This is a genomic window from Pseudarthrobacter oxydans, from assembly GCF_030812335.1.
In the GTDB taxonomy this organism is placed as follows: Bacteria; Actinomycetota; Actinomycetes; order Actinomycetales; family Micrococcaceae; genus Arthrobacter; species Arthrobacter oxydans_B.
Genome location: NZ_JAUSSN010000001.1, coordinates 28,699 through 50,704 on the forward strand (window position 1 = coordinate 28,699; position 22,006 = coordinate 50,704).

Consider the following 22,006-nt stretch of genomic DNA (forward strand, 5'->3'; position numbering starts at 1 on the left):
GGGTCACACTGGGTGGCATCAGTTGTTAACAGTCGACAGCGCCGGGCGGCACCGCTTCGGTTGCAAATCGAAAGGGATACACCATGAGCAACGAAGCTCTGAAAATGCGCGGCCACGTGCATGGCACCAAGGACGCAAAGCGGGTCGCCGTCGGATCCGGCGTCGGCGCGGTGATCGAGACCTATGACTTCATCGGTTTCGGCACGGCAGCTGCCCTGTACTTTGGCACGGCCTTCTTCCCCACCGGCGACCCGGTCACGGGCACCCTCGCCGCTTTCGCCACCCTGGGCGTCGGCTTCGCCGCCCGGCCTATCGGCGGCATCATCGGCGGCCACCTCGGCGACAAAGTGGGCCGCAAGCCCGTCCTCGTGGCCTCGCTGATCCTCATGGGTGTGGCCACATTCATGATCGGCCTGCTCCCCACCTACGAGCAGGTGGGCCTGCTGGCCCCGGCCCTGCTCGTGTTCGTCCGCATCGTCCAGGGCCTGGCCTTCGGCGCCGAATGGGGCGGCGCGATCCTGATGAGCTACGAGCACGCCCCGTGGAAATCCAAGGGCAAGTACACCGGCATCGTGCAGGCCGGCTTCCCCGTTGGCCTGCTCCTGGCGAACCTGGTCTTCCTGGTCAGCGTGAACCTCGGCGGCGAACTCGCCTGGCGCGTCCCGTTCCTGGCCAGCATCGTCCTGGTCGCCGTCGGCCTGATCATCCGCGCCAAAGTCCCCGAGTCCCCCGTCTTCGACGAGGTCAAGGAAAGCGGCGCCATCGTCAAGTCCCCGATCACCGAAGTCATCAAGACCGACTGGCGCAACATCGTCAAGGGCATCGGCCTGCGCATCGCCGAGACCGCCGGGTACGCCGTGTCCATCACGTACATGATTTCCTACCTCCACACCGAGCAGCTCGCGGACAAGACCCAGACCCTGGTGGCCCTCTGCATCGCCTCTGCCATCGGCATCTTCGCCACCCAGGCCTGGGCCCGGCTCACGGACAGGATCGGCCGCCGCCCCCTCTACATCTGGTCCTGCGCCTTCGCCCTGCTGTTCGGCATCCCGATGTTCCTGCTGGTCAACACCGGCATGTTCATCGCCATCATCGCCACCGTCGCCATCTCCTACGCCGTCTGCCAGAACTCCCTCGCCGGCGCCCAGGGCGCCTGGTTCCCCGAACTGTTCCAGGCCAAGACCCGCTCCTCCGGAGCCTCACTGGCCTACCAGATCTCGGCCATGGTCTCCGGCTTCACCCCCTTCATCACCACGCTGCTGTTCGTCAGCTTCGGCTGGATGGGCCCGGCACTGCTCTTCAGCTTCTACGCCGCGATCGGCCTCTGGGCCGCCCTCGTCACCCGGGAAACCTGGGGCAAGCGTGAGCGCCAGCTCGCGGACGAGGCCACCAAAAGCACCCCAGAGTCGGTGAACGTCTGATGACCACGACCGAAGAAGCGCACATGACCCGCACGGAGGAAACCATGGCTAACACCAGCACACAACGCGTTGCCAGCGTCTCGGCCGCCGCATACCGGATCCGGCACCACGCCCTGACCATGGGCGAAGTCCAGGGCCAGGGCTACGTGGGCCAGGCCCTGGGCGCGGCGGACATGCTCGCCGCCGTGTACGCGGACCAGCTCCGGTTCCGCGCCGACGACCCGGAGTGGGCGGAACGCGACCGGTTCCTGCTCTCCACCGGGCACTACGCCATCGGGCACTACGCGGCCCTGGCCGAGGCCGGAGTCATCCCGGTCGAGGAACTGGACACCTACGGCTCGGACGATTCCCGGCTGCCGATGTCCGGGATGTCCACCTACACCCCCGGGATGGAAATCTCCGGCGGCTCCCTGGGCCACGGGCTCTCCATCGCGGTCGGCATCGCCCTGGGCCTGCGCCACCAGGGCTCCGCGGCGAGGGTCTACAACTTCCTCTCCGACGGCGAACTCGACGAAGGCTCCACCTGGGAGGCCGCGATGGGCGCCCACCACCACCAGCTCGGCAACCTGACCGCCATGGTGGACATCAACGCCCTGCAGGCCGACGGCAAGACGGACACCGTGCTCCGCACCGAACCCGTCACAGAAAAGTGGGAGGCCTTCGGCTGGTACACCCAGCGCGTCGACGGCAACGATATGGCAGCCTTGCTGACCGCGTTCGACAACGCCGCCGCCCAGGCGGCCCTCACCGGACGGCCCTCCGTGATCCTGTGCGACACGAAGGTCGGTCGCGGCGTGCCGCTGCTGGAGGACCGGGAAAAGGCGCACTTCATGCGCATCGAGGAACACGAATGGCAGACCTGCCGCGAGCAGCTGACCGCCGGATACGAAGAAAGGACCAGCTCATGAGCACCACCGCCGCACCCAAGCTGAAGACCTCGGCCATGATCGCGTCCTTCGCGGACCCGGGCCAGAAGACCGCCTCGGCACCGTTCGGACACGCCCTGGTGAAGGCAGCACAGGAGAACGAGAAAATCGTGGGCCTGACCGCGGACCTGGGCAAGTACACCGACATGCACATCTTCGCCCAGGCCTACCCGGAACGGTTCTTCCAGATGGGCATGGCCGAGCAGCTGCTCTTCGGGGCCGCGGCCGGCCTGGCCGAGACCGGCCTGGTGCCCTTCGCATCGACGTATTCCGTTTTCGCGGCGCGGCGCGCCTACGACTTCCTCTGCCTGGACGCCGCCGAACCGAACCTGAACGTCAACATCGTCGGAGGCCTCCCCGGCCTGACCACGGGGTACGGCCCCAGCCATCAGGCCACCGAGGACATGGCGATTTTCCGCGGCATGCCCAACCTGACCATCGTGGATCCGTGCGATTCCCTGGACATCGAACAGGCCGTCCCGCAGCTCGCCGCCAGCCCGGGACCCAGCTACCTGAGGCTGCTGCGCGGCAACGTCCCGACGGTGCTGGACGAGTACGACTACAGTTTCGAACTCGGCAAAGCCAAGGTCCTGCGCGGCGGCGCCGACGTCGTCTTCATTTCCAGCGGCCTGATGACCATGCGGGCGCTCCAGGCCGCCGAGGCCCTGGCTGCCCACCACGTCGATGTCGCCGTCGTCCACGCCCCCACCATCAAACCCTTCGACGCCGCAACGGTTCTCGCCGAACTCAACACCGACCGCCTTGCTGTGACGCTGGAAAACCACAGCGTGGTCGGCGGGCTCTTCGAAACCGTCGCGTCCGCCGTCGTCACCGCCGGCCTCGGCAAGCGCGTCGTACCGGTCGCCCTGCCGGACCAGTTCCTCGACGCCGGCGCCCTGCCCACCCTGCACGACCGCTACGGGCTCACCGTCCAGAAAATCGTCGCGAAAGTCCTCGCGGAACTGGGCTAACACGCGGCAGCGGGAGAAGCGCGGCACGGGCACCGGCCTGTGCCGCGCTTCCCGTAAGATCAACCGTTAACACACCAACGGTCGACAGTAAGTTGTCAACCGTCGCCCCGCAATATTGAGGACACCTGCCATGGCCGGAGCTACAGCACCGCTGCTCGGACTCGAGAAGAAGAGTCTCCGCGAACAAGCCCTGTCCGCGCTGCGCATCGCCATTACCAGCGGCGAACTGGAGCCCGGACGGCACCTCGTGGAGACCGAGTTGTCGGACATGCTGCAGATCAGCCGCGGGACCCTGCGGGAGGCACTGCGGCAGCTGGAGCAGGAGGGCCTGCTCTCGGCCGGGCCGCGGGGCCGGTTGTCGGTGCGCCACCTCGACGCCAAGGAAATCCGCGACATCTTCGCGGTGCGGGCCGCGCTCGAATCGCTCGCGGCGCGAACCTTGTGCGAACTGCCGGACCGTGTCCAGGTCACCGCTTCGCTGCGGACCGCGATCGAAGCCATGGCCGCGGCCGCCGAGGGCAGCCTGGAAGAGCGGATTGAATCCGACCTCGAGTTCCATCGGACGATGTGCCGCCTCACCGGCAACGAAACCCTGCTGCACTCCTGGGAGTCCCTGGAGGGTTCCATCCGGATGTCGATCATGTTCGCGGGTCTGGAGCGGGCTGTCAGCAACATGAGCGTCGACAGGCATTACGACATCGTCACGGCCATCGAGTCCGGCGACGCCTCGCTCGCGCGGCAGACGATCCTTGAGCACATGGACGGCGCCGCCGCGAACCTGGTGTCCTAGCCCCTAATAGTCCACAATCGCGCCGGCGGAGATGTTGACCGTGGCGTCGGTGATGGCGCCGGCCTTGTCCGAGGCCACAAAGCAGGCGACATTCCCGACGTCGGCCAGCGTAGCGGTGCGGTTCAGGTGGGCGGACTTGGCTATCTCCACGATGATCTCGTCACGGCCCTCCATCTGCCACGGGATCGTCTCGATGATGCCGCCGGACACCATGGTGACCACCCGGACGCCGTGTTTGCCGAGTTCCATGGCCCATTGCCGGCGCAGCCCCTCCATGGCATCCAGGGCCACCTTGAAGCCGCCGAGCCCGGGCGCGGTCTGGGGGCCGGAGCCGCCGAACATCAGCACCACACCCGAGCGCTGCTTGATCATGTGCGTCGCCGCGGCCCTGGTGGTGAGGAAATGGGTGCGGGTAGCCAGGCTGATGGGCTGCGTGAAGTCGTTGACGTCAATGTCCATCAGCGGCTGCTGGATGTCGCCGAAGGAAATGACGTTGAAGGAAATGTCGATCCGCTTGTTCTTCTTGGCCACCCGGTCCACGAACGCGTCGACCTGTTCCTCGTCCAGGGCATCGACGACGGACGTTTCCGCCCGGCCGCCGTCCTCCTGGATGTCCCGGGCCACCTTTTCCAGCCGCGACTCGGTGCGGCCGGCGAGGTGGACGAAGGCCCCCTCCGCCGCGAAGGCCCGTGCCACGGCTCCGCCGATGGATCCCCCCGCACCGTAGATCAGCGCGGTTTTGCCCTGCAGCAGTCCGTTTCCCTGCACCTCGTTGTTCAGCATGGTCGCCTGCCTCCCGCGGTGGAGTGGTGAATTCCCTCCACTATGTTCTCGCCCGGGTCCGCTGGCAAGGGGCGGACCGGTTTACGAGGCCAGGGTTCCGCGGACAATGCTCACGCTGGAGTGCGCGGGATTGCCGTCGACCGGCTCGTCCGAGACGTCCACAATCGGGTACTCGCCCAGATCCAGGCCCGCCGGCACCGCGAAAGTCCCGGACTCGGAGGTCATGACGCCCAGGCTCACCAGCCGGGACAGATCCGGCGCGATCAGCCAGACCTCCTGGTACCCGCGGGCCTCGTTCTTGTCGACCCGGACCTCCAGGGTGCGCTGCCCGTCCTGGGTCTCGACGACCCGCGCCGAGCCGGTGGCGGAATGCTGGTCCACGGGCGCAAGTTCGGCCTGGGCGAGCGGGGTCACCGCCGGCTGGTTCTGCTGCACGGACCAGAAGACCCCTGCCGCCAGCAGTGCCGTGGACGCTGCGGCCGCCAGCCACACCCCGGGCCGGCGGATCCAGCCGGAGCCCCCGCGTGGTTCCCGCTTTCGCGCGGCCCGTTCCTCCCGGGACGGGAGCGGCGTCGGGGAGCCGGCCGCTGACTGAGGCGGCTGCGTCTCCCCCTGCGGCGGCTGTGTCTGTGTCTGCGGCGGCTGTGTCTGTGCCGGAGCCGGTGCCGGCGTGCGGGAGTCCGACACAGCCGGGGATCCCAGCGGGTCGGCGGCGACGGCGGCGGAAAGCCCCAGGGTGCGGTGGATTCCTGCCCACACCTGGGGTCCCGGCGACTCCAGCACGGAGGCGTCGGGTGGTCCGGGCTTCGCCGCCACGACGGCTCGGCGGAAGCCGGCGTAGTCTGCCGCACAGCTGGGGCAGGAACGGAGGTGGTCCGCGGCGTCGTCTCCGAGCTCTTCGCCGAGGGCCAGCAGGCTCAGGGACTCCGGGTCAAGATGTTGCACGGTCTACCTCCAATCGGGTTCTGAGCTGGGACAGGCTGCGGCGGATGTGGCTTTTGACCGTACCAAGGGGCAGGTCCAGTTTCTGTGAAATCTGCGAATGCGTCAGGTCATCGTAGAAGGCGAGCTTGAGGATGGATCCTTGAGGCTCCCCGAGCCTTTCCAGTTCCCCGTCCAGCAGCAGACGGTCGGCCAGGACCTCCGCGGCTGCGTGCCCGGCCGCCTGTTCCGGGTCCGGAGAGAGTTCGACGGCGGCAAGCACCTTCCGGGTTTCCCGCATCGAAGCCGCCTGCGCGTCCGTGATCGCGTTCCGGGTGATGCCCACGATCCACGCCGGCAGCCGCGATTTCGAGGGGTCGAACGCAGACCGCGAGCGCCAGACCCGGATGAACACTTCCTGGGTGACATCATCCGCGGCGGAGTTGTCGCGCAGCGAGCGCAGCGCCAGCGTGTGCACCAGGGGCGCGAACTGCCGGTACGCCTCTGCCAGAGCGCTTTCGTCACCGGCGGCGAAGGACTCGTTGAGTCGCGCGTCCCAAGCGGAAGAGGCGTCGAAAGGTGCCAAGCCCGGCTCCTTCCCCCTGCTGGTGGCGACGATGAGCGCGGCATCCTGAGTCATGCCGGCACCGCCGTGACAATCACATTGTCGCCGTAGTCCTGTTGTTCGTCCAGCCATCGGCCACCGCAGGTCACCAGCTTCAGTTCGGGCGGGCCGTCGCGCCGGAAGATGGATGCGCCGTCGAACGCGTCCTTGGCCATGAGCTCCACCCCGGTCACCCGGAACGTCACGGGCGCTGCCCCCTCGCGCTGCACCGTCACGAGGGTGCCGGGCTCGAGCGATTTGAGCTGGGAAAAGGGCGCCGTATCGGAGGTCGTGTCGACGTGCGCCGCGACCACCGCGGTGCCGGCGGCGGCTCCGGGGGCCGGGCCGAAGCGGTACCAGCCGGCCTCATTGAACGGCTCTGGGATCTCCATCGCCCCGTCCGGGCTGACACCCACCTCCACGATCGGCATGTTGATGGTGGTTCCCGCCACGGTCAGGAAGCGCGGGGCCGGGTCCTTGGGCGTCTGGGCCTGTGGGGTGGCCGGCCGGACCGGGATGGCCGGAGCCGGGACCGGACCGGCAGTGGCCTGCGTCGGGGGCTGCGGGGCGGCTGTCTCCGTCACGGTACTCCCAGTGCCCGTACTCTCCGTGGACAGGGGCTGCGGCGGCGCGGTTTCCTGGGGTGCGGTGCATCCCGCAATCAGGATCGCCATCGAGACAGCTGTGGCCGCGATCGGGGCGGCGGAGACTTGTTCGGAGATCCGCGGACCACGAGTCGGTGGCCGCCGGGTGGCTTCCGCCGTCGTCGTGGGCTTCATGTCCGTCCTCCTGCCGTGTTGAAGCTCGTGTGCCGGCCGCCCGGCGGGTAGCCTGGCGGCCGGCACTAGCGGGTGCGGCCTAGCGGGTGCGGCGGAGCGCCGGCTGCTTGCGGGACACGGCGACCCCGCCGGCAAGCAACAGGAGGACCGCGGCGCCGATGCCTACCGTGGCGGCTGTCTGGCCGGCTGATGCGGTTCCGTCAGCGGCGCCGGAGCGTGCTCCGGGGACGCCGGCGGGGGCGGAGTGCAGGCCCTCAATGTTCTGCACGGCCACCGCCAGGTTGTTGTCCGCGAGGCTGCCCCACGCGTACACGACCGTGTGGGTGCCCTCGGCGACCGTCACATCTGCCGGGCCGATGACCGGAGCCGTGGTGCCGGCGGCGGCCACCGCAACGGACAACGTGCCGGGATCCAGCGTGAGGGTCTCCTCATTGGGGTTGGCCAGGCCGGAGATGACGGGCGTACCGCCAGCGAGGACATCCACGGCCGGCGCCGCTGCCGTGTGGCGGACCGTGAGTTTGCCCTTGCCGGGGTCGATCTGCGAAACGTCGTTCGTGAAGAAGTTGGCCGTCGGTGCGCCTGCAGCGTCGAGGTTGGCCACGGCGGTGTAGTTGCCGCTGGCGGCGAGGGTGACCTTCACGGGCCCGATCACGGGGGCGGAGGCGTCCGCGGCATCGGCGGCGGTGATGGCCAGGTCGTAGTCGCCGGCCGGCAGAGCCAGGGGACCGGCCAGGGTCCCGGGGGCGAAATCGTCGAGGGTGCGTTCGCCGTTGACCCAGACGTCAACGGTCAGACCCGGAACGCCATGAAGAACGGACAGCTGGGCGTCGGACTCGGCCGCCCGGGCGGGGCCGGCAAGGGTAAGAGCTGCCGCGATTGCCACGGCGCCTGCTGTGAAAAGGCTGGTACGCATTTACATCTCCTTCAACGGCCCGTCAGGCGGGCGATTTTTGCTTACACCCCTACTACCGACGCACGGGCGCGTTTGGATGCACATGCATGTAGATATCTTTTTGAAGAATTTGCGGGCGCGGCCACGGGGCGCAGCGGCGAAGACTTTGGGAGACCCGCGATCGGCAAAAATCTACGGCGCAGCAAAGCGGCCGGGCCGCTCTGGTGAGTTGCCCGGCCGCTGCCGGAGATGCTGCCTCCGGTGTCCTAGGGGCGCGGCGGGCTGTCCGCCTTGGCGGGAGCTTCCGGTTTGTCCGGGCCGGAGGCGGCTGGCCCGCCGATTCCGTGGAAGCCTGTCTGGCCCTCGGCCGGCCCCGCCGTGGCCGCGCCCATCCCGCCGGCGCCTGCCCCACCCGGGACTGGCTGGCCTGTCCCACCCGGGACGGACCCGCCCGGACCGGTCTGGCCATAGATGGGCGGGGCGGCGGCGGGGCCGCCAGGAACAGGGGCGTACCCCGGGCCGGCCGGAGGCACCGCCGGCGGAATCGCAGGGGCGTCTCCCGGATCCCGCGGCCCCATATCCAGGCGGAACGGCGGGTATTCGTCACGCATCAGGGAAACGTAGGCAACCACGCGGTAGATCCAGCGGTTCAGGCCCATGAGGAAGTCGAAAAGACCCCGCGAGTACACGCCGGTGAACAGCAGGATGATCCCGGCAATGAAGACGAGCAGCCCGAACAGGGAGAGCCCCGTGCTCACCTGCACCCATTCGCCGTCGCGGTTCACCCAAGTCTGGGCGGTCCCGGTCAGCAGCGAGATGATCAGCAGGTGCGGGATGGCCAGCAGCCAGGACTTCACGAGCACCAGGCCGCGGGAGAGCTTCTCCGGATAGTCGACGTCGAAGTCGGCCGGGTAGTCGGTGCGCTCCAAGGTGAAGGGCGGATAGGTGTCCGTGCCGAGCGCCCCGTACGAGTAGAAGGCCACCCGCCAGCTCCAGCGGATCACCCCGACGTTGAAGTTGAACAGCGAGCGCGGGTAGCGCCCGGTGAAGAGGATCGCGAACCACGCCACGATTGTGACTACTCCGAAGGCAAACCAGAGGAAGAAGAGGACGATGAAGTGCGGGATCGCCAGGAGCCACTTAACCAGCCACTTCCAGCGGGACAGGTTCGGGTCCAGGTAGCCGCTGAGTCGGGCCGGGTAGACGACGCCGGCACCCGGCGGGACACCCGCCGCGGCGCCTGCTGGGGAACCCTGCACCGCACCCGGCACCGCACCGGCCGTATAGAGCTGGGGTGCGGAGGCCGCGGACGAGGGCTGCAGCTCGCCCGGCAGGGGCTGTGGCTGTCCGGGCTGCAGCTGGCCGGGCTGAGGAGGTCCTCCCTTGCCGCGGCCCAGCCCTGCGGCCCCAAGCACGATCAGGGGTACGCCGATGAGCAGGAACAATATTCCGCCGACCAGCAGCCCGACAAAGACGGGCCACAGCAGGTTGGACCGGGCGCCGGCTTTCATGTCCACAACCACCGGGGCACTGGCGTCGGCGTTCATGATCACCACAGCCCAGCTGCCGGACCGCAGGTCCCATTCGAGCTGCTGCTCCCCCGGGCCGCTGGCGGATGCGGCCCAGAACCCCTGGTCCGCGGGCATCGCCGGAACCTGGGTGCCGGCTACGTCCCGGTAGTCCACCCGGAAGGGGTTGAACCGCACGTCGGTGATCTCTGAGTGGCTGACGCCGTTCAGGTAGGCCGCCACGTCGCTGCGCGGCCCGATGCCGATGAAGATTTCCTTGCCGGCCGCGGCCGATCCGCCGATCATGACACTTCCGACCACGCCGACCGGGGCCGTGTCCGGCACGCCCTCGTCGGCCATGATGTCGAGGCGCGGTGTCGTCAGGGCATAGGAGTTCGTGGCATACCGTTCCGACGGGGTCGTGAAGTAGCCGTTGTCGCGTTGCAGGTAGTTGGCGAACCCTGCGGCGCCGGCAGCAGCCAGCAGCCCCAGTCCGAGAAGTGCGCTGAGCGTGCCCAGCACCAGCATGACTATCCGGCCTGGTCGCATGGCCGCCGTCCTTTCAGATGACTCAGATCAGCTCACTCAGCTCCTGAGTGAGGTGAGGAGGGCTCCTGCCCAGCTTCCCGCTTTCTCGATTTCGCCGTCGCGCAGGGGCCCTTCGGTTCCCTTCACGTAGAAGGGCATGGGTTCGGCGATGATGTCCGCCCCGCCCGCCTTCAGGGCATGCGCGATCTTCTTGGCGGCATCACCGTGAATAAACATCCGGACGCGGGTGTCGAACGCCGCGGCTTTCACCCCCTTGAGGGAACCGTCTCCCAGGGCCGCGAGCAGCGCGGTGATCTTCGGCGTCGGGCTCCACCCGTTGATGGGGCTGCCGACCACGAGGAGGTCTCCGGCTGCGAGCGTGTCAGGCTTGAAGTCGCCGACCGGGACGGAGCTCGCCTGGACTCCGTCAAGCGAACCGGCGATCGCCTCGGCTACCGATCTGGTGTTGCCGTGCGCCGAATCGTAGACGACCAGGGCTTTCATGCCGTGATCACGACCTTGAGGGCTTTGGTTTCCGCGGCCCGGGCGAACGTGTCGTAGGCCTCCAGGAACTGGTCGAAGCTGAAGTGGTGGGTGGCGAACTTCTCCGCCGGCACCTTCTTCTGGGCCACGAGTTTGAGCAGCATCGGGGTGGTGTTGGCATTCACCAGGCCCATGCTGATGTTGATGTTCTGGATCCAAAGGTTTTCCACATGCAGCTCCACGGACTTGCCGTGCACGCCGACGTTGGCCACATTGCCGCCCGGGCGGACGATGTCCGTGCACATGCTGAAAGTCGCCGGGATGCCGACCGCCTCGATTGCCACGTCCACGCCCTGCCCGTCGGTCAGCGCGAGCACCTGTTCCTTCCAGTCGGCGTCGCCGGAAAGAATGACGTCGGTGGCGCCGAATTCGCGGGACTTGTCCAGCCGGTTCGAGTCAAGATCGATGGCGATGATGGTGGCGGCTCCGTAGAGTCCGGCGGTTGCGATGGCGGCGAGGCCCACCGGTCCGGCTCCGACGACGGCGACCGTGTCGCCGGGCTTGACGCGACCGTACTGCACGCCGATCTCGAAGCCGGTGGGGAGGATGTCGGAGAGCATGACGGCCTGTTCGTCGGTGACGCCCTCCGGGAGCAGGTGGAGCGAGTTTTCCGCGTAGGGGACGCGGACGTACTCGGCCTGCGTGCCGTCGATCAGGTGGCCGAAGACCCAGCCGATGCCGGAGGCCCCTTCCTCGCCCATGCAGTGCGAGTACAGGCCGGTCTTGCAGTTGGCGCAGTGGCCGCAGGACTTGATGCAGGAGATGATGACGCGGTCCCCCACTTTAAGGCTGGTGACCGAGGAGCCGACGTCGGTGATGGTTCCGACGCCTTCGTGGCCCAGGATCCGGCCCTTGGTCACGGCCGGAACATCCCCCTTGAGGATGTGGAGGTCCGTTCCGCAGATCGTGGTGGTCTCCACTTTGACGATCACGTCACTGGGATTCTGGATCTTCGGATCGGGAACGTCCGTCCAGGACTTCGCACCGGGACCGCCATAGACGAGGGCTTTCACGCGTTCTCCTTGATTCTGAGGATGCTCGGCGGATCCACGATGCGCAACCGGCACGGGGTGACCGTGCCGTCGATGCCGGATGACACGACCGAGCGACTGGCATGGTCGTGCAGTTCTTCTATGGCCTCGGCTGTTACGCGGGCATGGGCGAGGTCCACCACGATTTCGTAACCGGGAAGTTTCGCGGTCACGCGGCGGCAGACGACATAAAGCGCCCTGATATTCGCCGGCGTCACGACGCCGCGCACGTTGACCCGAGCAGACTCCTCATTTGCGTCAATCCGGATGAGCACCCTAATGCGCGGATCCCCGTGCGAGGGGTGCGCGTAGTAGGCGCTGGACCGGCTTCCGTGCTGCCTGTGCGTCATGCGGGGTCAGAGCTCCCGCGCAGCCCGTGGTCGGTCTCAAGAATGTAAGAATCGCTGATAACAGTCATAGTGGCTGCGGTCTCCTGCCGTCTGCCCGCAGACACGGGCAGTGCAGAATGCCTTTTCCTTCCCCAAGGTTCGAGCGAGACCGTACAACTGATAAGCAAGCGGTTCATCCCCAATGGCCGTGCAGGAACCGCCCCAAATTCAGCTTGGTGTGTGCGTCTTCCCTGGGCAAGGGGCGAAAGTCCCTTGTCCGGGGGACAACCGGAATCCGGCCGCTGCGGCGGTCCGGATTGGCGCGGCGCGCTCCGGCCCATAGCCTGTGTCCTATGCCTGAGACTCCAGCCGCTGCCGTGACCCGCCACCTCGTGGTCGCCTCGGCGCGGATCCCCGGTTACACCGCGCTGTACGACGTGCACGTGGCCAACGGGGTGGTTTCGCGGATCGCTCCCGCCGGAACGGTTGTTCGTCCCGATTCCCAGGTGGTCGACCTGGACGGCCGCTTCGTTATCCCGGGGCTGTGGGATGAGCATGTCCACATGACGCAGTGGGCCCTCGCCGCCAACCGGATCGACGTCTCCGGGGCCGCCTCGGCGCGCGAGGCGGCCGAAGTCGTACATTCCGCCCTGTCCGGCCTCGGCCCCGCCGGTGAGGGAGGAGGCGGCCTGACCGTCGTGGGTGTCGGTTTCCGGGACGCCGTCTGGGCGGATGTTCCCAGCCTGGAGCTGCTCGACGGCGCCACCGGCGGCCTGCCGACGGCGCTGCTCAGCCATGACCTGCACTGCGTGTGGCTCAACAGCGCGGCAGCGACCCGCTACGGCGTGCCGGTGGACTCCTCCGGGCTGCTGCGCGAGGAGCCTGCCTTTGAACTGACCCGTGAGCTGGGTAGGCTGCCGGACGCGGTGGTGGATGCCTGGGTGCGGGAGTCCGCGCAGGCGGCGGCCGCACGCGGGATCGTGGGGATTGTCGATTTCGAAATGACCTGGAACCGCGAGGTGTGGCTGCGCCGCGTGGCGGGCGGGTTCGATTCCTTCCGGGTCGACGCAGGCGTCTATCCGCAGGACCTGGCGCGGGCCGTCGCGGAGGGGATGCGGACCGGGCAGGAGCTCGACGGCGGGGCGGGGCTGCTGCGGGTGGGCCCGCTCAAGGTGCTGATTGACGGCTCGCTGAACACGCGGACCGCGTACTGTGTGGACCCGTATCCGCATGGCGGCCGCGGGCTGCTGACCGTGAGCGAGGCAGAACTGCTGGAGCTGCTGGTCCGGGCCCGGGAGTGCGGCTTTGTGCCGGCGGTGCACGCGATCGGCGACGGCGCGAATGAGGTGGCGCTGAATGCCTTCGCGGCGGCCGGGATCGCCGGTCGGATTGAGCATGCCCAGTTTGTCCGGGAACAGGACTTCGCGCGCTTCGGCGAGCTGGGGCTGACCGCGAGTGTCCAGCCCGCCCACGCCCTCGATGACCGTGATGCTGCCGATTCCAACTGGGCCGGGCGAACGGAGCGGGCGTTCCCGCTGCGGTCGCTGCTGGCTGCCGGTGCCACGCTGGCGCTGGGCTCCGATGCGCCGGTGGCGCCACTGGAGCCGTGGACCGCCATGGCGGCGGCCACCACACGGGCGCGGCAGGACGGGCGGGCGCCCTGGCATCCGGAGCAGGCGCTCACGCGGCAGGAGGCCCTGGCCGCGTCAACGCGCGGGCGGGGCAGGATCCGGGTCGGGGATACGGCGGATCTCGTGGCGCTCGACGGCGACCCGCTGGGAGTAGCGGACGCCGTCTTTGCGGCGATGCCCGTGGCCGCGACGCTCGTGGCCGGGCGGTTCACGTTCCGGGACGGCGTCTGACCTGCTAAATCAGCTCGCCTTAACCCGCGACTGGACCAGGTTGGCGAACGGCAGCCGGCCGTATTCCTCCACGAACGCGGCGTGGTATCCGGCTTCGGCCGCGTTGAGCTGCTCAACGGGCAGCTCCTTCCACGCGACGGTCAGCGACCCGGCCGCGGCGAGCTGCCAGATCAGCCGGCCGTCCCAGTGGCCAGGCGGCTTGCCCTTGCCGAAGTCGACGAACTCCTGGATCTGCCGGCGCAGCCCGCGGTTGCCCTTGCTCCCGGGGCCGGCCTTGCCCAGATAGAGGACGTCGGCCCCGTTGACCCATTCGGCGGCGAGTGCGTCCGTCTTCAGGGTGGGGTCCTTCTTCTTGAAGATGCCGGCGGTGCTCCTGGCCAGGAACTGCGCCCGAAAGCCCTCGGGCTGCAGCACCGCGAAGATCCCGGGTTTCTGCGGGATCCGGTTGATATCCAGATCCCCGAGCGGCCGGAATCCGGTGAACCCGTCCTGCTTCAGTGACTGTCTGTTGATCGGCATGGGTTCCTTGGGTTGGGGGCGCTGCGTTCCTTCAAAGCTTACGGACGCGCGGCTTCCGTGGCCGCTCCAAATGTCGGACGTGCCCGATAGCGTGGTTCCATGGACGGCAATCAGGGGCCCGACCAGCCTCAGCCAAAACAGGCTCAGCCAGAACAGGTGACAGTCATGGATGCGGCCCGTTCGCTGGCCGCTGTCCGGCCGTCCGGGAACGTGCCCGAGCTGGACGGTGCGCGTTTGATTGCTGAAATCCGGTCCCTGGAAGACCACAAGTCTGCCCTGGCTGCCCGTCAGGCCCGGCTGTCCGTCGCCTTCGACCTGATCCAGCGCCGCGAACAGCGGGACCGTGGGATACCGGCCGGGGAGCTGGGCTCCGGGGCCGGCGCGCAGATCGCCCTGGCCCGGCGGGAATCCCCGGCCCGCGGCGGCCGGCTCCTGGGCCTGGCGAAGGCCCTCGTCACCGAAATGCCCCACACCCTCGCGGCCCTGGAGACCGGACAGCTCAACGAATGGCGCGCCACCCTGCTGGTGAAGGAAACCGCCTGTCTCTCCGCGGAGGACCGGGCCGCCGTCGACGCCGAACTCGCCCCCGACACCGGGACCTTCGACGGCGCCGGGGACCGGGGAATCATCGCCGCGGCCCGCACCGCCGCGTACCGGCGGGACCCGCGCTCGGTCACCCAGCGCGCCAGCCACGCGAGCACCGAACGGCACGTCAGCCTCCGCCCGGCCCCGGACACCATGTGCTACCTCACCGCCCTGCTCCCCGTCGCCGCCGGGGTTGCCGTCTATGCCGGCCTCACCCGGCACGCCGACACCCTGCGGGCCGCCGGGGACCCCCGGACCCGCGGGCAGCTCGTGGCCGACACCCTGGTCGAACGCACCACCGGCACGGCCGGCGGGATCAGCGGGATCGAGATCCAGCTCGTCATGACCGACCGCACCCTCTTCCAGGCCGACAGCGAACCCGCACGCCTCCCCGGCTACGGCATCGTCCCCGCCGGCTGGGCCCGGGACCTCCTCACCACCACCGGGGACACCACCGGGAACACTGCCGGGGACGCCGCCGGTGACAGGGCCATGAACGTCTGGCTGCGCCGGCTCTACACCGCCCCCGGCACCGGCGAGCTCACCGCGGTGGATTCCCGTGCACGGCTCTTCCCGGCCGGGCTCCGCCGTTTCCTCACCGCCCGCGACGACACGTGCCGCACGCCCTACTGCGACGCCCCCATCCGCCACTTCGACCACATCATCCCCTGGCACCGTGGCGGCACCACCACCCAGGACAACGGGGCCGGGCTCTGCGAAGCCTGCAACCACACCAAAGAAACCCCCGGCTGGTCCTCCCGGCCACGCCCCGGCCCCCGACACACCCTCGACGTCACCACCCCCACCGGCCACACCTACCAAGCCACCGCCCCGCCCCTGCCGGGAACCCCGGCCCGCCAGCCGGAACCGGACCTGGCCGCAGCAAAGAGCCCGGACCACCGCCGCCAACGCCACCGCCGAGCCAACGACCTCCACCGCACCCGAAGACAAAACCAACCCGCAGCCTGAACGTTGCCGGACAAAGGGGCGGCTACTGCCCAAACCACGACTCGGCCAAAGCCACATCAGCCTCCATGGTGTAGTTGCCGGCCGAATGCCCGAGCGCCAGGCGGTAGCTGCCGGTCGAGGTGTGCCACTGCCCGCCGTCGGTGTCGTAGGACGCGAACAGCCGAGGGTCAACGTCCAGCGCGACGGTCCGTGATTCGCCGGGTTCGAGGTCCACGCGTTCGAAGCCGAGCAGCCGCATCCGGGGACCCGCGGGGTCCTCGAGGAGGTAGAGCTGGGGCACGTCGGCCCCGCGGCGTGGTCCGGCATTGGTGACGGTGAACTCGGCCCGTACCCCGTCCCGGTCCTGCACTGTCAGCTCCGCATAGCTGAACCGGGTGTAGCTGAGACCGTGGCCGAAGGGAAAGAGGGGCTCCTGCGCCGTCTTCGCGAACCAGCGGTAGCCGACGTCGGATCCCTCGTTGTAGGTGATCGTCGTCGGGGTCCCCCACGGCGTGCCGAGGCCCGGAAGCTCCGGCCGCGGTGTCTGGTCCAGGGCGGCCGGGAAGGTCAGCGGGAGTTTCCCGGAGGGGTTGGTGACGCCGGTGAGGATTTCGGCGATCGCCTGGCCGCCGCACTGCCCGGGGTACCAGGCCGCGAGGACGGCCCGGACCTTCGGCAGCCACGGCATCGCCACGGGGTTGCCGGTCTCAAGGACGACGACGGTGTTCGGGTTGGCGTCCGCGACCGCCTCGATCACGGCGTCCTGGCCCCATGGCAGGGACAGGTCCGCGTTGTCGTAGCCCTCGCCCTCCACTCGGATGCCGAAAACGACCGTGACATCACAACGGCGTGCCAGCAGCCCCGCCTCGGCAGGGCTCATTCCGGGGTCGTATTCGATCTCCGCGCCGGGCAGCAGCTTCTGCAGTTCCGCCAGCGGCGAGGAGGGCAGCAGGTACAAGTTCCGCATGCTGCCCATGATGCCCGGGCCGCCGACCGTATGGACCTCGGCGTAGCCGCCGGGCGGGGTGACGGCACTGGAGCCGCAGCCGGTGGGTACGCCGAGCTGGGCATGTCCCCCGATGACCGCAATCGTGAGCGGCGCGCCCGGAGGAGACGGCGAGTTCAGCGGAAGCACGCCGTCGTTCTTGAGCAGGACAATGCCCTGCCGCGCCGTCTCCAGCGCGATGTCGGCATGGGCGGACAGGTCGACGTCGGGTGTCCCCTCCCAGCGGTCGATGCCGACGTCGAAAATGGCGTACAGGATGCGCTGCACCATCCCGGTCAGGCGTTCCTTAGGGAATTCGCCCGCCTCGTAGGCGGCCCGCAGCGGAGCGGTGAAGGTTTCCTTCCCCCACATCATGACGTCGATCTGCACACCGGATTCCTGGTCCTGGCCACGCAGCGCGAAGTCCCAGCCCGGCGTCGCGCCCCAGTCGGACATCACCCAGCCGGGGAAGCCCCAGGCGCCCTTCAGGATGCCCTCCAGCAGCGCCTCGTTGCCGCCTGCGTAGGTGCCGTTGATCTTGTTGTAGCCGGTCATGACCGAGCCGGGTCCGGCGCGTTCGATGGCGATTTCGAACGCGAGCAAGTCGGCTTCCCGGTGGGCGGCCGGGTCGATGACGGCGTCCAGCCAGTGCCGGTTGGTCTCGTTGCAGTTCAGGGAAAAGTGCTTGACCGTAGAGATGACCTGCTCGCCCTGGATTCCCCGGACCGACTCCGCGCCGAGGACCCCGGTAAGCCAGGGGTCCTCGGAGAGGTACTCGAAGTTCCGGCCGTTGCGCGGGTCGCGGTGCAAGTTGAGGCCACCGGCGAGCTGGACATTGAGCCCTTTGCTCCGGGCCTCCCTGCCCACCAGTTGCCCGGATCGGCGGGCGAGTTCGGGGTTGAAGCTGGCCCCTAGGGCGATCGACGCCGGGAGCGCGGTGGCGGTGTCGCCCTCCCGGTAGCCCGGGTTGGTGACGCCCAGGCTCGCGTCGCTCATCAGCAGGGCCGGGATGCCAAGCCGCGGGATTCCGGGCGTGTAGCCGGCGCTCATCGGGACGCCGTCCGGGATGCGCGGATCCTTCTCCGTGAGGACCTCGTTGGTGCCCATGACGCTGATCAGGAGGGAAAACCGCTCCTCATCCGTCAGTTGTGCCTCGACTTCACGGGCCCGTGCCATCGCTTCTGAATTCACGCGTTGCCTGCTTTCGGGGTCTCCCGGGGGCGTTGGGCGCCGCGGCGGAGTGGGCACCTGGGATCGGTTCCATCATGCCCGTGGCGGTGAGGCGGGGCCAGAGGTTCGCGCGGGTTTTGGTGCCCGGGCGCCGGGGGACACGACCGACGGCTGTGACAGCTCAGTCGCGCGCGTCTGGACCAGGTGGGCGAAGGAAGTCGGCCCTGTGCGGTGCGCTCGGCGCTTTCGCCTTAAACGCAAGGCCTGCAGGTACTTTCGCGATCTCGCTATGAGACGGCTCGGACATTCTCATGTCCAGAACGACCCGGCTTAATCCAGTGGTTACCTGCAGGCGCTTTAAGCGTACGCCCGCCCATTCAGCGTGACTAGGGGTCCGTGGCCTCTTCCGGAGTCCGAAAAAACGCCCCGGCGCCCGAAAGCGTAGAGTGGAACCAGACGCCTGATTCTGGACGCCGAGCGCTGAGGGAGAAATCGTGACGATTGACTGGGACGAAAAGAAGACCCTGCTGCAGGAACCGAACATCGCCGCCGTAACGCAGCTTTGCGACGAACTGATGGAAAAGAAGCCGGGGTCGGTCGTCCCCTACATCGATCCCGTCCATGACGAGGACGAGTGCCGGATCGTCAGCCTCCACATCGCCCCGGGCAAGGGCACCGAATCGGGCTTCGTTTCCCACTTCAACGATGACGAGGCCGCCCGCCGCGCCACCTCCATCTACGAGGCCGTCGAGCTTGACCCCCGGTACGTGATGCCGTGGAACGCCTACCCCTGGGTGCGCGATCCCGAGCTCCCCTCCGCGCTGAACGTCCAGGAGAAGACGGACGGGCTGCGGCCATTCCGCCAGTTCCTCAAGATCAACAGGCGCGTCTCGGCCGTCATCGCCCACGGCGCCGACGCCCACGCCTTCCTGACACTCTTCGAGAAGACCTACCACTCCTCCCTGAAGAACCGCGGAGTCAAAATCTACAAGGCCACCGCCCTGGGCGGCCGCGCCTTCGCAGTCTCGGCCGTCAAGCAGGAAGAACTCCTGAGCAAGAACGTCGAGGTCTACAAGGACGCCATGCAGCGGGCAGGCATCCAGCACCTCTGATCCGCCGGTATAGGACAGGCACGACGGCGGTTCGCCACCCCCGGTCCGCGTAGGGTCCAACGGCCCTGCCCAAGCCGGGCGGTGCTTGGTGAGCTTGAGTCGGGCCCGGACGGACGCGTCCCCTGGTGCGGCTCGCTCCCGAAAAGGACTCGGCGATGGGACAGTTGGGCGGCAAGGTGGCCCTCACCGGCGTCTTCAACGGCATCAATGCCGCCGCCCCGGCTATGCCAGGCGCAGCGCCCGCCTCTATCATCAACATCCCCTCGATCGCGGGACTCCAGGCCTACGAGACCCTTTCCGGCTGCACCGCCTCGAAGTTCGCGGCGGTAGCGCCGCCCGCCGTCTAACCGGAAAGAAGAATCCCATGTCCCAGAGTCCCGGCTCAAAGCTCGCAATTGTCGGCGCCGGCAGCGTCGGCACGTCCCTCGCCTACGCCGCCCTGATCCGCGGCTCGGCCAGCAGCGTCGCCCTCTTCGACGTCAATGCCACCAAGGCCGAGGCCGAAGTGCTGGACCTGGCCCACGGCACCCAGTTCGCCGCCGCCGCGGCAACCGTCACCGGCGGCGGGGACATCACCGCGGTGGAGGGCGCCGACGTCGTCGTCATCACCGCCGGGGCCAAACAGGCACCGGGCCAGACGCGGCTGGACCTGGCCGGCACGAACGTTCGCATCCTCGAGCAGCTCATGCCGCAGCTGCTCACGCACGCCCCGGACGCGGTCTACGTCCTGGTGACCAACCCCTGCGATGTGCTGACCGTCGCGGCGCAGAAGATCTCCGGTCTGCCTTCCTCGCGAATTTTCTCCTCCGGCACCGTGCTGGATACGTCCCGGCTGCGGTGGCTGCTGGCGCGCAAGGCCGGGGTCTCCCTCACCAGCGTGCACGCCAGCATGGTGGGCGAGCACGGCGACACCGAGTTCCCCATCTGGTCCGGCGCCACGATCGGGCCGGTCCCGATCCGCAACTGGACGGTCGACGGCGAACGCGTCTTCACCCCCGACTACCTCGCCGAAACCGCTAGTGAAGTGACGCACGCAGCCTACAAGGTGATCGCGGGCAAGGGCGCCACGAACTACGCGATCGGCCTGTCCGGCGCGCGCATCGTGGAGGCGCTGCTGCGCGCGGAAAACGCGGTCCTGCCGGTGTCGACCGTGCTGGACGGGCAGTACGGGATCACCGGGGTGGCGCTGTCGCTGCCCAGCATTGTGGGGCATGGCGGGGTCCGCGCCGTGCTGGATACCCCCATGGACGACGGCGAACTGGCCTCCCTGCAGCATTCGGCGGAGACACTGCAGCAGAGTCTGGCGACGCTGGGGATTTAGGCGGCCTGCGGCGACCCTGCTGCGGCGAAGTCGGGCACAATCGTCACCGGTCCGACGTGCGGGAGGGCGCGGCGGACGCCGCGTTCCAGATTGGCCGTCACCGAGGCGAGCTCCACCAGGTGCGCGTCCGTCGGGATCGGCACCGTGATTTCCACGTGCAGCCGGTGGCCGGACCAGCGCAGCCGGGCTGTGCCGCCCGAACGGGAGTGTTCCGCTACGACGGCCTCGACCCTCCGGGTCAGTCCAGGGTCGACACCGTCCATCAGCCGCCGCCCGACGTCGCGCACGGTGCCCCAGAGGAGGACGGCGATGGCGGCGGAAATCAGCAGGCCAACGATCGGATCCGCCAGCGGGAACCCGAGCCAGACGCCGATGACGCCGACAACGACGGCCAGCGAGGTGAAGCCGTCCGTCCGGGCATGGACGCCATCAGCCACCAGCGCTGCGGAACCGATCCGCCGGCCGACACGGATCCGGTAGATCGCCACGAGTTCGTTGCCGGCGAAGCCCACCAGTCCCGCGGCGAGCACCCAGCCGAGGTTGTGCACGGGCTGGGGTTCGAAGAAGCGGCGGATCGATTCGACGGCAGCCACCACCGCGGAGAGGGCGATCATCGCCACGATGAACAGCCCGGCGAGGTCCTCGGCCCGACCGAACCCGTAGGTGTAAGTCCGGGTGGCCTTCCGGCGGCCCAGCAGGAACGCGATCCACAGCGGGACCGCGGTCAGCGCGTCGGAGAAGTTGTGTACGGTGTCCGCCAGCAGCGCCACGGAGCCGCTGATCAGCACGATCACGAGCTGGAAGAGCGCGGTGGCGCCGAGGCCGAGCAGGGATATCTTGACGGCGCGGATGCCCTGGGAGCTGGATTCGAGCGCCTCATCGATGGAGTCCGCAGCGTCGTGCGAGTGCGGGACGAAGACTGACTGAAGCCAGCCCTTCAGGCCGGTGGCGTACGTGTGGTTGTGACCGGGCGCGCCGTGGTCGTGCGCGTCGTGGCCGTGCGCGCCGTGGTCATGGTCATGCACGTGGCCGTCCGGGCCGTGGTCATGGCCATGCGGGTGGGCGTGGACGTGCCCGTCGTCGTGGCTGTGCTCCTGACCCTCGCCGTGGCTGTGTTCGTCCACGGCATCAGACTGGCGGTTCATGCGCCGTGCCGCGGGGCCGTGCCGAGCGCGTGCTCGGCCTGATGGATGGCATCCATCACCAGTTGGCGTGCGTGGTCATTCTGCAACCGATAGAAGACTTTCGTGCCTTCCTGCCGTGTGGCGACCATGCCGCCCAGCCGCATTTTGGCCAGGTGCTGCGAGACTGCTGAGGCCGGCTTCCCGACGCAGTCTGCCAGGGCGTTGACCGGCAGCTCACCTTCTCCCAAAGCGAGGATCAAGCGGACACGCGTGGCGTCGGCCAGCATGGAGAACACTTCGACGGCCAGCTCCACGTGGGGGCTGTCGACCTCAATCCGCATATCTGCATTCATA

General features: G+C 68.4%; 22 protein-coding genes. 9 read left to right on the plus strand and 13 right to left on the minus strand.

What is annotated here, in order from left to right; genetic code table 11:
* The first annotated feature begins 83 nt into the window (after positions 1-83).
* The 4 genes from J2W14_RS00140 (at position 84) to J2W14_RS00155 (ending at position 4,108) form a co-directional block, all read left to right on the plus strand.
* Positions 84-1,421, plus strand: a complete 1,338-nt coding sequence (locus J2W14_RS00140; protein ID WP_307456655.1) for an MFS transporter — start codon at positions 84-86, stop codon at positions 1,419-1,421.
* Between the two features lie 23 nt (positions 1,422-1,444).
* Positions 1,445-2,329: a transketolase gene (locus J2W14_RS00145; RefSeq protein WP_370871173.1), complete on the plus strand. Its 885-nt coding sequence runs from the start codon at positions 1,445-1,447 to the stop codon at positions 2,327-2,329.
* Entirely contained in the window at positions 2,326-3,318 is a 993-nt protein-coding gene (locus tag J2W14_RS00150; protein ID WP_307456658.1) for a transketolase family protein, read from the plus strand. Before J2W14_RS00145 ends, J2W14_RS00150 begins: the two co-directional genes overlap by 4 nt.
* Positions 3,319-3,448: 130 nt before the next feature.
* Positions 3,449-4,108 (plus strand): GntR family transcriptional regulator, encoded by a 660-nt coding sequence (locus J2W14_RS00155; RefSeq protein WP_307456661.1) that lies wholly within the window; start codon positions 3,449-3,451, stop codon positions 4,106-4,108.
* A gap of 3 nt (positions 4,109-4,111) precedes the next feature.
* Here the strand turns inward: J2W14_RS00155 and J2W14_RS00160 are convergent, their stop codons facing one another.
* The 9 genes from J2W14_RS00160 to J2W14_RS00200 form a co-directional block, all read right to left on the minus strand.
* Positions 4,112-4,891 carry an SDR family NAD(P)-dependent oxidoreductase gene (locus tag J2W14_RS00160; protein WP_307456663.1) on the minus strand — a complete coding sequence of 260 codons (780 nt, stop codon included), beginning with the start codon at positions 4,889-4,891 and terminating at the stop codon, positions 4,112-4,114.
* A gap of 81 nt (positions 4,892-4,972) precedes the next feature.
* On the minus strand, positions 4,973-5,836 hold the full coding sequence (locus J2W14_RS00165) for an anti-sigma factor domain-containing protein (protein ID WP_307456665.1): 864 nt from the start codon (positions 5,834-5,836) through the stop codon (positions 4,973-4,975).
* Positions 5,823-6,452, minus strand: a complete 630-nt coding sequence (locus J2W14_RS00170) for an RNA polymerase sigma factor (protein ID WP_307456668.1) — start codon at positions 6,450-6,452, stop codon at positions 5,823-5,825. The genes J2W14_RS00165 and J2W14_RS00170 overlap by 14 nt, the downstream gene beginning before the upstream one ends.
* On the minus strand, positions 6,449-7,195 hold the full coding sequence (locus tag J2W14_RS00175) for a class F sortase (RefSeq protein ID WP_307456671.1): 747 nt from the start codon (positions 7,193-7,195) through the stop codon (positions 6,449-6,451). Before J2W14_RS00175 ends, J2W14_RS00170 begins: the two co-directional genes overlap by 4 nt.
* Positions 7,196-7,274: 79 nt before the next feature.
* On the minus strand, positions 7,275-8,108 hold the full coding sequence (locus J2W14_RS00180) for a DUF4397 domain-containing protein (RefSeq protein ID WP_307456674.1): 834 nt from the start codon (positions 8,106-8,108) through the stop codon (positions 7,275-7,277).
* 245 nt (positions 8,109-8,353) lie between these two features.
* Positions 8,354-10,144 carry a DUF4389 domain-containing protein gene (locus J2W14_RS00185; RefSeq protein ID WP_307456677.1) on the minus strand — a complete coding sequence of 597 codons (1,791 nt, stop codon included), beginning with the start codon at positions 10,142-10,144 and terminating at the stop codon, positions 8,354-8,356.
* Between the two features lie 36 nt (positions 10,145-10,180).
* Entirely contained in the window at positions 10,181-10,627 is a 447-nt protein-coding gene (locus J2W14_RS00190) for a flavodoxin family protein (protein WP_307456680.1), read from the minus strand.
* Positions 10,624-11,679 (minus strand): zinc-dependent alcohol dehydrogenase family protein, encoded by a 1,056-nt coding sequence (locus J2W14_RS00195; RefSeq protein WP_307456683.1) that lies wholly within the window; start codon positions 11,677-11,679, stop codon positions 10,624-10,626. The genes J2W14_RS00190 and J2W14_RS00195 overlap by 4 nt, the downstream gene beginning before the upstream one ends.
* Positions 11,676-12,047, minus strand: a complete 372-nt coding sequence (locus J2W14_RS00200; protein ID WP_307456686.1) for a hypothetical protein — start codon at positions 12,045-12,047, stop codon at positions 11,676-11,678. Before J2W14_RS00200 ends, J2W14_RS00195 begins: the two co-directional genes overlap by 4 nt.
* Positions 12,048-12,379: 332 nt before the next feature.
* On the opposite strand from J2W14_RS00200, the gene J2W14_RS00205 reads away from it, so the two are divergent.
* Positions 12,380-13,888, plus strand: a complete 1,509-nt coding sequence (locus tag J2W14_RS00205) for an amidohydrolase (RefSeq protein WP_307456689.1) — start codon at positions 12,380-12,382, stop codon at positions 13,886-13,888.
* 9 nt (positions 13,889-13,897) lie between these two features.
* Here the strand turns inward: J2W14_RS00205 and J2W14_RS00210 are convergent, their stop codons facing one another.
* On the minus strand, positions 13,898-14,407 hold the full coding sequence (locus J2W14_RS00210; RefSeq protein ID WP_307456691.1) for a hypothetical protein: 510 nt from the start codon (positions 14,405-14,407) through the stop codon (positions 13,898-13,900).
* Between the two features lie 165 nt (positions 14,408-14,572).
* On the opposite strand from J2W14_RS00210, the gene J2W14_RS00215 reads away from it, so the two are divergent.
* Positions 14,573-15,961, plus strand: a complete 1,389-nt coding sequence (locus J2W14_RS00215; protein ID WP_307458231.1) for an HNH endonuclease — start codon at positions 14,573-14,575, stop codon at positions 15,959-15,961.
* A 22-nt stretch (positions 15,962-15,983) separates the two neighbouring features.
* Here the strand turns inward: J2W14_RS00215 and J2W14_RS00220 are convergent, their stop codons facing one another.
* Positions 15,984-18,116, minus strand: a complete 2,133-nt coding sequence (locus J2W14_RS00220; protein ID WP_307456695.1) for a beta-glucosidase family protein — start codon at positions 18,114-18,116, stop codon at positions 15,984-15,986.
* A 473-nt stretch (positions 18,117-18,589) separates the two neighbouring features.
* On the opposite strand from J2W14_RS00220, the gene J2W14_RS00225 reads away from it, so the two are divergent.
* From J2W14_RS00225 to J2W14_RS00235, 3 genes are all read left to right on the plus strand, one after another.
* Complete coding sequence (locus J2W14_RS00225; RefSeq protein WP_307456698.1) at positions 18,590-19,207, plus strand: uracil-DNA glycosylase; 618 nt, start codon at positions 18,590-18,592, stop codon at positions 19,205-19,207.
* 155 nt (positions 19,208-19,362) lie between these two features.
* Positions 19,363-19,554, plus strand: a complete 192-nt coding sequence (locus tag J2W14_RS00230) for an SDR family NAD(P)-dependent oxidoreductase (RefSeq protein ID WP_307456701.1) — start codon at positions 19,363-19,365, stop codon at positions 19,552-19,554.
* Between the two features lie 17 nt (positions 19,555-19,571).
* Positions 19,572-20,528 carry an L-lactate dehydrogenase gene (locus J2W14_RS00235; RefSeq protein ID WP_307456703.1) on the plus strand — a complete coding sequence of 319 codons (957 nt, stop codon included), beginning with the start codon at positions 19,572-19,574 and terminating at the stop codon, positions 20,526-20,528.
* On the opposite strand, the gene J2W14_RS00240 is transcribed toward J2W14_RS00235, so the two are convergent.
* Positions 20,525-21,652, minus strand: a complete 1,128-nt coding sequence (locus J2W14_RS00240; protein WP_307456706.1) for a cation diffusion facilitator family transporter — start codon at positions 21,650-21,652, stop codon at positions 20,525-20,527. The genes J2W14_RS00235 and J2W14_RS00240 overlap by 4 nt on opposite strands.
* A 17-nt stretch (positions 21,653-21,669) precedes the next feature.
* A complete protein-coding gene (locus J2W14_RS00245) occupies positions 21,670-22,005 on the minus strand; it encodes an ArsR/SmtB family transcription factor (RefSeq protein WP_307456709.1) in 336 nt (111 codons plus the stop codon).
* Between the last annotated feature and the right edge of the window lies 1 nt (position 22,006).

What these genes read in the sequence shown, in the direction of transcription:
- J2W14_RS00140 (WP_307456655.1), top strand. Translation starts at nt 84, where the DNA reads ATGAGCAACGAAGCTCTGAAAATGCGCGGCCACGTGCATGGCACCAAG.
- J2W14_RS00145 (WP_370871173.1), top strand. Translation starts at nt 1,445, where the DNA reads ATGACCCGCACGGAGGAAACCATGGCTAACACCAGCACACAACGCGTT.
- J2W14_RS00150 (WP_307456658.1), top strand. Translation starts at nt 2,326, where the DNA reads ATGAGCACCACCGCCGCACCCAAGCTGAAGACCTCGGCCATGATCGCG.
- J2W14_RS00155 (WP_307456661.1), top strand. Translation starts at nt 3,449, where the DNA reads ATGGCCGGAGCTACAGCACCGCTGCTCGGACTCGAGAAGAAGAGTCTC.
- J2W14_RS00160 (WP_307456663.1), bottom strand. Translation starts at nt 4,891, where the DNA reads ATGCTGAACAACGAGGTGCAGGGAAACGGACTGCTGCAGGGCAAAACC.
- J2W14_RS00170 (WP_307456668.1), bottom strand. Translation starts at nt 6,452, where the DNA reads ATGACTCAGGATGCCGCGCTCATCGTCGCCACCAGCAGGGGGAAGGAG.
- J2W14_RS00175 (WP_307456671.1), bottom strand. Translation starts at nt 7,195, where the DNA reads ATGAAGCCCACGACGACGGCGGAAGCCACCCGGCGGCCACCGACTCGT.
- J2W14_RS00180 (WP_307456674.1), bottom strand. Translation starts at nt 8,108, where the DNA reads ATGCGTACCAGCCTTTTCACAGCAGGCGCCGTGGCAATCGCGGCAGCT.
- J2W14_RS00185 (WP_307456677.1), bottom strand. Translation starts at nt 10,144, where the DNA reads ATGCGACCAGGCCGGATAGTCATGCTGGTGCTGGGCACGCTCAGCGCA.
- J2W14_RS00190 (WP_307456680.1), bottom strand. Translation starts at nt 10,627, where the DNA reads ATGAAAGCCCTGGTCGTCTACGATTCGGCGCACGGCAACACCAGATCG.
- J2W14_RS00200 (WP_307456686.1), bottom strand. Translation starts at nt 12,047, where the DNA reads ATGACGCACAGGCAGCACGGAAGCCGGTCCAGCGCCTACTACGCGCAC.
- J2W14_RS00205 (WP_307456689.1), top strand. Translation starts at nt 12,380, where the DNA reads ATGCCTGAGACTCCAGCCGCTGCCGTGACCCGCCACCTCGTGGTCGCC.
- J2W14_RS00210 (WP_307456691.1), bottom strand. Translation starts at nt 14,407, where the DNA reads ATGCCGATCAACAGACAGTCACTGAAGCAGGACGGGTTCACCGGATTC.
- J2W14_RS00215 (WP_307458231.1), top strand. Translation starts at nt 14,573, where the DNA reads ATGGATGCGGCCCGTTCGCTGGCCGCTGTCCGGCCGTCCGGGAACGTG.
- J2W14_RS00230 (WP_307456701.1), top strand. Translation starts at nt 19,363, where the DNA reads ATGGGACAGTTGGGCGGCAAGGTGGCCCTCACCGGCGTCTTCAACGGC.
- J2W14_RS00235 (WP_307456703.1), top strand. Translation starts at nt 19,572, where the DNA reads ATGTCCCAGAGTCCCGGCTCAAAGCTCGCAATTGTCGGCGCCGGCAGC.
- J2W14_RS00245 (WP_307456709.1), bottom strand. Translation starts at nt 22,005, where the DNA reads ATGAATGCAGATATGCGGATTGAGGTCGACAGCCCCCACGTGGAGCTG.